This window comes from Arthrospira sp. PCC 8006 (genome assembly GCF_046480465.1).
In the GTDB taxonomy this organism is placed as follows: Bacteria; Cyanobacteriota; Cyanobacteriia; order Cyanobacteriales; family Microcoleaceae; genus Limnospira; species Limnospira platensis.
Map to the genome: position 1 here is coordinate 1 of NZ_PKGG01000201.1, position 9,697 is coordinate 9,697.

At 42.8% G+C, this 9,697-nt stretch carries 6 protein-coding genes and 1 pseudogene; 6 read left to right on the forward strand and 1 reads right to left on the reverse strand.

Annotated features, from left to right (window positions below):
• The first annotated feature begins 157 nt into the window (after positions 1-157).
• The 4 genes and pseudogenes from B9T16_RS21905 to hisA all read left to right on the forward strand — a co-directional run bounded on the left by B9T16_RS21905 (position 158) and on the right by hisA (position 5,069).
• Positions 158-400: a hypothetical protein gene (locus tag B9T16_RS21905; RefSeq protein WP_006616527.1), complete on the forward strand. Its 243-nt coding sequence runs from the start codon at positions 158-160 to the stop codon at positions 398-400.
• Positions 397-2,464 (forward strand): annotated as a pseudogene (locus tag B9T16_RS21910) (AAA family ATPase). The gene B9T16_RS21905 and the pseudogene B9T16_RS21910 overlap by 4 nt, the downstream one beginning before the upstream one ends.
• Positions 2,465-2,565: 101 nt before the next feature.
• Positions 2,566-4,140, forward strand: a complete 1,575-nt coding sequence (locus tag B9T16_RS21915; RefSeq protein ID WP_410245751.1) for a Na+/H+ antiporter — start codon at positions 2,566-2,568, stop codon at positions 4,138-4,140.
• A gap of 155 nt (positions 4,141-4,295) precedes the next feature.
• On the forward strand, positions 4,296-5,069 hold the full coding sequence (gene hisA / locus B9T16_RS21920) for a 1-(5-phosphoribosyl)-5-[(5-phosphoribosylamino)methylideneamino]imidazole-4-carboxamide isomerase (protein ID WP_410245752.1): 774 nt from the start codon (positions 4,296-4,298) through the stop codon (positions 5,067-5,069).
• A 531-nt stretch (positions 5,070-5,600) separates the two neighbouring features.
• On the opposite strand, the gene B9T16_RS21925 is transcribed toward hisA, so the two are convergent.
• Positions 5,601-7,442, reverse strand: coding sequence for an ArnT family glycosyltransferase (locus B9T16_RS21925; protein WP_410245753.1), 1,842 nt, complete (start codon positions 7,440-7,442; stop codon positions 5,601-5,603).
• Positions 7,443-7,590: 148 nt separating this feature from the next.
• Between B9T16_RS21925 and B9T16_RS21930 the strand changes: the two genes are divergently transcribed.
• Positions 7,591-8,994 carry a DUF2079 domain-containing protein gene (locus B9T16_RS21930; RefSeq protein ID WP_410245754.1) on the forward strand — a complete coding sequence of 468 codons (1,404 nt, stop codon included), beginning with the start codon at positions 7,591-7,593 and terminating at the stop codon, positions 8,992-8,994.
• 72 nt (positions 8,995-9,066) lie between these two features.
• Entirely contained in the window at positions 9,067-9,369 is a 303-nt protein-coding gene (locus tag B9T16_RS21935) for a hypothetical protein (RefSeq protein WP_410245755.1), read from the forward strand.
• The last annotated feature ends 328 nt before the right edge of the window (positions 9,370-9,697 follow it).

Below are 9,697 nucleotides of genomic sequence, written 5' to 3' on the forward strand. Positions count from 1 at the left end.
CGAATTGACTGAGGAACCCGCCCCTACATTATCCCTCCTTGTCGTCTCAGAGTTGACGTGATTATAGGGGTTGTGGTAGGATAAAATTTATTTTTGTTAGATAGTCGATTTTTCGCCCTATTAAAAAACCATCGATAACTCACGTTTGGAATAGTCTATGTCTTACCAATATTCAGAGGGTTTAATTCACGCGATTTCTAATGTGTTTTCTGAGGCAAAATCTACCTATGGAGAAAACGCTAATCAGACATTATTTCATGACCCGATTACAGATGCACCACCGGAAGTTAGGGAAATTATCGAAAGGGTTTTGCAGGCGGAAAGAGATAAACTATATATGAAAAGTCCCTTGAACATTAATGATGATGTTCTCAAGATTATTAAAGAGGTCATACAATGAATTTACTCTCGATTCAGTTGTGTAACTTTCGGCAATTTTACGGAAAAAGCCCGATTATATATTTAGCAAAAGGGGAACGAAATACTACGGTAATTTATGGGAATAATGGTGCGGGTAAGACGACGATACTTAATGCCTTTAGCTGGGTTTTATATAATAAATTTAGTGCGGCATTTGCGGTGTCGGAACAATTGGTTAATAAGCGATCGCTGACGGAAGCTGAACCGGGGAAGGCTGTAGGTTGCTGGGTGGAAATTGTCTTTGAACATGACCATAAACGCTATCAGGTTAAACGGGTTTGTCGCGCCTATAAGCAACATGGAGAAATCGAACATTCCGACAGCGAATTATATATGCAGGTGGCGGGAGATGATGGGCGCTGGACTTTGCCGCCGCAGCCACCAGAAGAGATTATTAATCGCATTTTACCGATGAGTTTACATCAGTATTTCTTTTTTGATGGAGAACGTATAGAACAAATTGTTAGGGATGATAGAAAAGCGGAAATTGCGGAAGCTACTAAAGAGTTATTAGGGGTGGAGGTATTAAATAGGGGTATTAAACATTTAAAGCAAGCGAAAAAGTCTTTGGAAACGGATTTATCGATTATTGGTAATCCTGAGACAAAAAAGTTTTTAAACGATAAAAAAAAGCGGGAAGATGAAATCAATACTTTGTCGAACAGACAGAAGGAAATCGAAACGGAATTAGCACATCATGAACAGTTAAAACGCACGCTAAATTCCCATTTATTGGATTTAAGCGGGGCGGCGGAGTTGCAACAATTGCGAAGTGAGTTAGAAAGCCAAATTATTTCAATCAGAGATAATTTAAAAAAGTCTAAAAAAACGATTAATAAACTGTTGTCAAATAGGGCTTATCCGGTTTTATTGTCAGATACGATCGCCGATTTTCGTCACCTGTNTTTCAGGAATGCGAGAAAGGGGGGAGTTAATGACAGGAATTACTAAGCAGTTTGTGAATGAGTTGATTAACCGCCAGCAGTGCATTTGTGGAACTCCTATAACAGAAGGAAGTTCGGAATGCGATCGCCTAAAAAGTTGGTTAAATAAAGCCGGAATGGCAGATCTTGAAGAAAGCGCTATCCGTATGTCTACCCAAGTCGATGATGTAGATCGCCAACTAGGAGAATTTTGGCAAGAAATTGACCAGCATCAAATATCTATAAGTGAAAATCGGGCGGAATTATCCAAAATCGAAACCCGGCTAGATGATATTAAGCAAAAGCTACGCCATTTCCCAGATGAGGATATTCAACAACTGCAAAAACGCCTAGATGAAATCGAAAGCCGCATTGGTGAACTTAACCGAGAAATGGGTTCCAATTATCAACAAATTGAGACTCTAACTCAAGAATGCGAGAAACTCTCGAAACAAATAGATCGCCAACAAATGAATGAGATCAAGCAGCTAACAGCCCAGCGACGCATTGCGGCGACGGAAGATGCGATCGCCAGATTATCCCAAGTCCTCGAACGTTTAGACCAGCAATTCCGCCAACAGTTAGAAAAGCGAGTCCAAAATATTTTTTCCCAAATTTCTTTTACCCCCTATCAACCGCAACTCAGCCCCAAATACGAACTTAAATTAGTGGAAAGAACCTCTGGAGAAGATGCACCAGTAGCCTCCTCCACCGGAGAAAATCAAATCCTCAGTTTATCCTTTATTGGTGGAATTATCGAAGGTGTTAGAGAATGGAGCCAAAAGAATACCCTCATGGGACCAGATAGCAGTACATTTCCTATTGTGATGGATTCCCCTTTTGGTAGTTTAGATGAAATTTACCGCCGCCAAATAGCCCGCATTATTCCAGAGTTAGCTAACCAGCTAGTTGTATTAGTCACCAAAACCCAATGGCGGGGGGAAGTCGCAACAGAAATTAAGCCCAGAATTGGGCGAGAATATATCCTAGTTTACAATTCATCAAAACCAGATTGTGAGGAAGATATCATTAATTTACAAGGGGTTAATTATCCCCTAGTTAAACTCAGTCCCAATCAGTTTGAGTACACCGAAATCATCGAAGTAGAAGCAGAATTTTAGACATCCCAAGTATTATAATTATATAATAATCCTACCATAAATTATAACATATCCTGAGTAAATGTGATAGTATGATGTGGTTGTCGCTACTATCTTAAACTATGACTCCAGAAGTTGCGATCGCTGAGATCAGTATCAAAGATAATCTTGAACAATTTCTGCTGGTCTTGCTGATTTCCCTAAGTGTGGCCACCATGTCTCGTCTATTCCCTTGGCTGCGGAAAATTCCCTTTACCCTATTATTGGTAATTGTCGGATTATTTTTAGCCTTTGAAGACATCCATCTAATCCAATTATCACCAGAACTAATCCTAGAAATTTTCCTACCTCCGTTACTGTTTGAAGCCGCATGGAATCTGAATTGGCGAGACCTAAAACGAGATTTATTCCCGGTATTTTTATATGCAACTATTGGGGTAGTGATTTGTGTAGTAGGGATAGCTATTGGCTTAGATTTAGCGGTAGGAATGCCGATAGCGATCGCCCTGTTGGTAGGTGCAAGTTTATCAGCCACAGACCCCATCTCAGTAGTCGCCCTAATGAAAGAATTAGGAGCGCCTAAACGTCTGCGAGTCTTAATGGAAGGGGAAAGCCTCTTTAATGATGGCATAGCTGTTGTAGCCTTCATCATCTTAGTCGGTTTTCCTATGGGAAACATCGAAATATCCCCGGCTGCGATCGTTTTAAAACTCTTATCATTCACAGGAATTGCCGTAGTTATTGCTGGGATAATTGGGTTTGGGATATCCTATCTAACTCAGCGCTTTGACTCTCCCCTAGTAGAACAATCCCTCACCCTCCTAGCCGCCTATGGAACCTATGTAGTCACCGAAGACTTAGGCGGATCTGGAGTTATTGGCGTAGTAGTAGTAGGGTTAATTTTAGGAAATTTTGGTTCCCGAATTGGTATGAATCCCCGCAGCCGATTAATCGTCAGCGAGTTTTGGGAATTTATAGCATTTTTGGTAAACTCCATCGTATTCTTATTAATTGGCGCTCAAATTGAATTTGGGAGTTTAGCAACCAACATCAAACCCATTGCGGTTTCCGTCCTAGCGATGGTGCTAACCAGAGCAATATCCACATTTACTTTAACGGCGATCAGTAACAGATTAGCCAAATCAGAAATAGACCTACAAAATCAAACTATGTTGTGGTGGGGAGGCTTACGAGGTTCTGTTTCCATCGCCCTAGTCTTGAGTGTTCCAGTGGCTATACCTGAACGGGAAAATCTGATCGCGACAGTCTTCGGGGTGGTTTTATTTAGTTTATTATTTCAGGGTTTAACGACCCAGCCTCTGTTGCAATGGTTAGGACTCCTTAAAGACCAACCTTTGCGGGAAGAATATCTGGAATTAGTAGCCCGTCGTGTAGCCCTAAACCGAGTACAAAACCACCTCTCCCAATCAATTGTTAAGCAGGAATTAGACCCTGATGCTTATCAACATCAAGCCGAATTAGTCAAATCTCAGTTAGAAGCTATCACCACCAAAACTCAGCAGCTACTCTCACAAGACCACAAACTGCAAGGGTTGACCATAGAATTACTTCGGGAAGAATTAGTTGATATTGAGGCTGAAACCTATGCGGAATTTGTCAGATCTGGCCGTCTGAATACTCAACTCTCAACTCTTTTGTCGGAAGTTATGGAAGAAAAAGACGCAGAAACCGCATAAACAGACAGGAGTCTGGCGCAGTTATTCCCATAACAACAAAAGACTCCTTCCCCCCCTGCTAACAGTGCTGGCGGTTGCTATACCATGACAATTGGGTTGGGAAGCTAAACTCAGATACTATAGCTAGTGACTATGTTCCAATTTATCAATCAACAATGAATGTAATACCCGCCATAGACCTATTAGAAGGGCGCTGCGTCCGCTTGTATCAGGGAGACTACACCCAAGCTGAGACTTTTAATGAAGATCCTGTGGCTGTCGCCCAGGAATGGGTGTCCCAGGGCGCTACTCGTCTGCATTTAGTTGATCTTGATGGGGCGAAAACTGGACAACCTACTAACCACGCGGCTATTGGGGCGATCGCCAAAGCTGTCAATGTCCCGATTCAAGTCGGCGGCGGGTTGCGTAGTCGTGATACTGTCGCCGCCCTATTTAATTTGGGGGTAGAAAGGGCAATTTTGGGGACGGTAGCGGTGGAAAATCCCCAATTGGTAGCTGAGTTATGCGGTGAGTTTCCCGGACGAATTGCTGTGGGAATTGATGCCCGTGATGGTAAAGTGGCGACTAGGGGTTGGCTGGAAACTTCCGAGGTCAAAGCTACAGACCTGGCGCACCAAATGGCGCAGTTGGGGGTGGCTACGATTATTTACACTGATATTCACCGGGATGGGACTTTACAGGGTCCTAATAAAGCGGCATTGCGGGAAGTTGCCGAAATTGTCTCGATTCCTATTATTGCCTCCGGCGGTGTCAGTAGCATTACTGATTTATTAGGTTTATTGGGATTAGAACCTTTGGGGGTAACTGATGTCATTGTTGGCCGTGCTTTATATACTGGAGATGTGGTTTTAAAAGAGGCTATACAGGCGATCGGTCCTGGACGTATTCAGGATATACCCCCTGATTTTGGGAATTCAACTTTTGCCTAATTAACAGTAGAAACCGATAGATAGGGCGGGTTTATTCATCTTCTCGCTACCAAATCTAATTAACAGTAGAACCCGCCCCTAGGCGATCGCACTGTCTCAGAGGGCGGGTTTATTCATCTTCTCGCTACCAAATCTAATTAACAGTAGAAACCGATAGATAGGGCGGGTTTATTCATCTTCTCGCTACCAAATCTAATTAACTGTGGAACCCGCCCCTACGCGATCGCACTGTCTCGGAGGGCGGGTTTATTCATCTTCTTGCTACCAAATCTAATTAACAGTAGAACCCGCCCCTACGCGATCGCACTGTCTCGGAGGGCGGGTTTATTCATCTTCTTGCTACCAAATCTAATTAACAGTAGAAACCGATAGATAGGGCGGGTTTATTCATCTTCTCGCTACCAAATCTAATTAACTGTGGAACCCGCCCCTACGCGATCGCACTGTCTCAGAGGGCGGGTTTATTCATCTTCTCGCTACCAAATCTAATTAACTGTGGAACCCGCCCCTACATTATTTCTGGGCTATTAATCATTCATGGTGAATAACACGATATAATAAAATTTGCTTGGAAATGCGAACCAGTTGATAATTTCCCTGTTCTATTAAAATAGGATAATCTCCCGGTTGTAGTCCAATTCTGGCTAAATCCTTAGCGCGACTAACTACCAGGGCTGTGGGTGATTCTGAGGTGTTTTGCAGAACATTAAGGATATGCAAGAGGGGTTCACCTTCCGCCCTAAAAAAGTCGTTGATTCTAAAAAAATGGACGGGCTGCTGAGAATAGAATACTACGGTAGGTTTAGCAAATCCAATCATCCATAACTCTTCTTGGGGTTGTTGAAAAGTTGCCAAGTTTTGGGCGATATTTTTTAGAGGGATTTGTCGGTATTCATCGACCAAGAATAAGCCGGGTATAAACACCATGTTAAAGAATAAAATAAAGCCGATGAGGTTGGCTGTAATAATTAGTCGCCACTGATGACGATCGCTTATTAACCAAGCTATTAAAACAGCGGTAGCTGTCCAGATTATACCACCTTTTATGGGTAAGCCAGAGTTATTAACTACTGATGCTAAATCTTCAACGGCTGGGTCGGGTCCGATAAATTGGGGGCTGTAAATAATGGCGATCGCTAAAACGACTAAAAACAGGATATTAACTAATACTGTATTAAAAAACCAGCGATTTTTACGATTAATATAACTGCTATTTTTGCCGAATTCTTCTCCCCAAAAAATGCCGATTAAAATTGCCGCCGCAGGCATTAAAGGCAGCACATAACTAGGAAGTTTAGTAACGGCGATAGTAAAGAATACAAAAATACAGGCAAACCACACCCAAGCAAATAAACCCAATTGCTGATTTCTGGGTTGATTAATCCATTGATTACGTCGCCAAAATTCCAGCCTATATATGGCTATGGGCAAATAAATAGACCAGGGTAAAAACCCGATTAAAACCACGACAAAATAGAAATACCACGGCGCACTATGACCATTCACAACACTGGTAAATCTCTGGACATTATGATACCCAAAAAACGAATCTATATAGTCTTGACCATTTTCAATAATTACCAAAATATACCAAGGGACGGTAATTAATCCGAAAATAATCCCACCCCAAATCACTCCCATTTCTGGCAAAACTGACCACAGGCGATTTACATAAGCCAGAAAAACCACCACAATTAATCCGGGGATAACAATACCGACAGGACCTTTAGCTAATACGGCTAATCCTGTGCAAATATAGAATCCTAAATACCATCTATTCGGAAATTGCCAGTGACAACAATTTTTGAGTTTATCTACCAATTTAATAGCTGGATTATTATCCGATTCTTTGCTAGTGGCATATCCCCAAAAAAAGCTAAATAGACTCAAGCCCATACAGCCACTTAATAACATATCAGAAACCCCCTGCCGCGCCCAGATGAGAGTTTGTAAATTCAAAGCAACTAAGGCAGTAGCTATCCAAGCAGAAGGCTGAATCTCAGCAAATTTGATATATTTATGGGTAGTAGATCCGAATTTTTGTATAGTCAAAAAACAGCCAACCATTAAAGCGATCGCCGATAGAGCAGGAGGCCATCTTACCGCCCACTCATTCACCCCAAAAATATAATAACCCAGGGCAATTAACCAATAAATTAAAGGGGGTTTATCAAAGCGAGTTTCCTGATTAAAATAGGGAGTAATCCAATTACCGGAGATTTTCATCTGACGGGCGGCTTCAGCAAATAAAGGCTCTGTTTCATCTACTAAACCCACACTACCAAGATGCCACAGAAAAGCCATAATGGCGATCGCCACTAACCCAGCCATAGATAAAATCCACGCCGACCCAGGATGACGACCCCACCTCATAAAAGTTTCCCCAATATTTACAGTTAACTTCAACCCGTCCAACTCCCAGAATCTGATCTACAACCCCTTAATTTAACAGCCTAACTCAGAAATCGGTGTACTCTGTGGAAAATGTACAATTTTGATCAACATTTCACACCGAGGACGAATGAGAAAAGCCCTATTTCCGCCCTATTCTTTACCGGTAATCATTTTCCTAACTAGCTTAGTCCTATTTTTTTGTAGCAGTTGGCGACACGCCATATTTCAGTCCAACGCCTTCGATTTAGGAATTTTCGATAATGGCATTTATCTAATTAGCCAAGGCGAGAAACCCTTTGTCACCTTTCGGGGTATCCACATACTCGGCGACCATGCCGCTTGGATTTTATACCCCATAGCGCTCCTTTACAAGCTATATCCCGATGTACACTGGCTGTTTGCAGTCCAAGCCATAGCCCTATCAGTCGGGGCGATACCAACCCAATGGCTGGCTTTACAGGCGGGTTTAAAGCCAACCCAAGCTAACTTAATGGCGATAGTTTATTTGCTATATCCCCTGATTTTCAACGTCAACTTATTCGACTTTCACCCAGAAGTTATCGCGCTTCCCCTGCTATTGGTCGCCGTTTATCAAGCCAGGGCGAAACAAGTCCTGTGGTTTTCCCTAATAGTCCTGGTAATTTTGGGCTGTAAAGCGGTCCTGTCCCTAACGGTGGCGGCTATGGGAGTTTGGTTATTGCTATTTGAAAACCGGCGTAGATGTGGTGCGATCGCCATAATTTTAGGGCTGACATGGTTTATAATCGCCACAGGTATGATTATCCCCCACTTCAGCGGCGGTCAACCCGAAGCCGTCGCGCGATATGGCGAATTGGGTAACTCAGTCACAGAAATCGCCAAAAACCTCTTCTTAAAACCCCGACTGGTGGCGCGACAACTCTTCACATTAGCCAACCTAGAATATCTCCTGCTATTGATACTTCCCCTGCTGTGGGGACTCTCACCCCGCCATTTAACCCCCATCATCGGCGCATTACCAATTTTAGCCCTTAACCTCCTTAGCAGTAGCCTCCAACAAAAAAACCTCACCCAGCATTATTCTCTCCCCATACTGCCATTTTTGCTACTGGCCGTAATTTCTGCCCTACGGGGTAACTCCTATTGGCTACGCCACCCCCGCCATATTATGTTATGGTCTCTAGTGGCTTTCTTGGCTTTAGCTAAATACGGTTATTTTTGGTCGCGATATCTCCAACATTTTGACACCGTTGCAGCCTCCAGAGAAGCTGTCGCCCTCGTTAACAGTCCCGGAAGCGTCTTAACCGCAGACCATATCGCCCCCCACCTTACCCACCGCCAGATTTTGATGTTGGCTACCCAAGGGGCGGAAAGTTTGGACCTCACCCAGTTTGAGTGGGTCCTACTCAATTCTACTTACCCAGGTTGGAATAGTTCACAGGAACTTGTGGAGGGTCTCATCGTCAAGGTTCAAAATATCCCAGAGTTTCAATTGGGATATAGCCGCGAAGGGGTATTTTTATTTCACCGGGACACCTCCCCGAAAAATTAAGATTTTCTCAACCGGAATTTGAATTTTCCAGAGTGATGATAAGCAGGTTAGTATCAAATTCATTAATAACCTATGTCTAGCACTGATTTGACCCCACCTGTTCACAATTATGAGGACATTGCTATTTCCCCGACTCTTCTACCCACAGAAGAAACTACAACGGGGGATATGGTGGCTTCCCCCTCCCTGAAGAAGCATCCTCAATTGGTCTCAACTCGGATGATAGAGTATCTGGGCCATGCCTTTTTTATTGTGATGGCTTTGATTGTCATAGACTGTCTACAATACAGGCAACCTATATCAACTGAAATAGGAGTAACTCCACATTTACAAGATTTGCAAATTATCAGACGACTGAAAAATAGATTATTGTAATCTCAAATACACCCCAAAGATTAGGGTCATAATACATCATTTGATACAGCCGAGAAATCGCACTAAACATTACCCTCGCCCTAAATCATTCTCCCCCCCCTCTCCCCTGAGGGCGGGTTTTTTCATCTTCTGGTTGGGAGACGAGGAAGCAGCAGAACCTATGAGKGCGGGTTTTTTCATCTTCTGCTTGGGAGACGAGRAAGGAGCAGAACCCGCACCTACAATTATTAATTATTCATCAACATTAGCCTGATATAATTTAAGGAGGATTTACTGATGATATTCTCGGGTAATTGGATAAAAGTAGGTAAGGATAATTCCAACGATA

Bases quoted from the DNA above. Each gene is read 5' to 3' on its own strand.
- B9T16_RS21905 (WP_006616527.1), top strand. From the start codon at position 158: ATGTCTTACCAATATTCAGAGGGTTTAATTCACGCGATTTCTAATGTG.
- B9T16_RS21915 (WP_410245751.1), top strand. From the start codon at position 2,566: ATGACTCCAGAAGTTGCGATCGCTGAGATCAGTATCAAAGATAATCTT.
- hisA (WP_410245752.1), top strand. From the start codon at position 4,296: ATGAATGTAATACCCGCCATAGACCTATTAGAAGGGCGCTGCGTCCGC.
- B9T16_RS21925 (WP_410245753.1), bottom strand. From the start codon at position 7,442: ATGAGGTGGGGTCGTCATCCTGGGTCGGCGTGGATTTTATCTATGGCT.
- B9T16_RS21930 (WP_410245754.1), top strand. From the start codon at position 7,591: ATGAGAAAAGCCCTATTTCCGCCCTATTCTTTACCGGTAATCATTTTC.
- B9T16_RS21935 (WP_410245755.1), top strand. From the start codon at position 9,067: ATGTCTAGCACTGATTTGACCCCACCTGTTCACAATTATGAGGACATT.